Annotated in this window: 1 pseudogene; it reads left to right on the top strand. The window is 77.8% G+C overall.

Annotated features, from left to right (window positions below):
• Positions 1–275 (top strand): annotated as a pseudogene (locus tag RMT89_RS42895) (hypothetical protein); the annotation flags it as partial.

Here is a 275-nt window from a genome sequence, read left to right as displayed (position 1 = left end):
AGGCGGCCGCCGCCCCGGGCGGGGCAGCCCGCACGGCCGAGCTCACGCTGCCGGGCTTCCGCCACGACGTCGGGTCGGCGGTGCATCCGGCGGCACTCGCCTCGCCGTTCTTCGGGGCGTTCACGCGCGCGTCGCCGATCGACTGGATCACCCCCGAGTTGTCCTTCGCGCACGCGCTCAGGGGCGGAGCCGCGGCGGTGTGGCGCTCCCTCGACCGCACGGTCGAGCAGCTCGGCGCAGGGGGCCCGGCCTGGCGACGCGTGTTCGCCCCGCTC

It is taken from the genome of Streptomyces sp. P17, assembly GCF_032436805.1.
Lineage (GTDB): Bacteria > Actinomycetota > Actinomycetes > Streptomycetales > Streptomycetaceae > Streptomyces.
The sequence above is the reverse complement of the archived record's forward strand: the minus strand, read 5'-3'. Positions and strand labels throughout refer to the sequence as shown.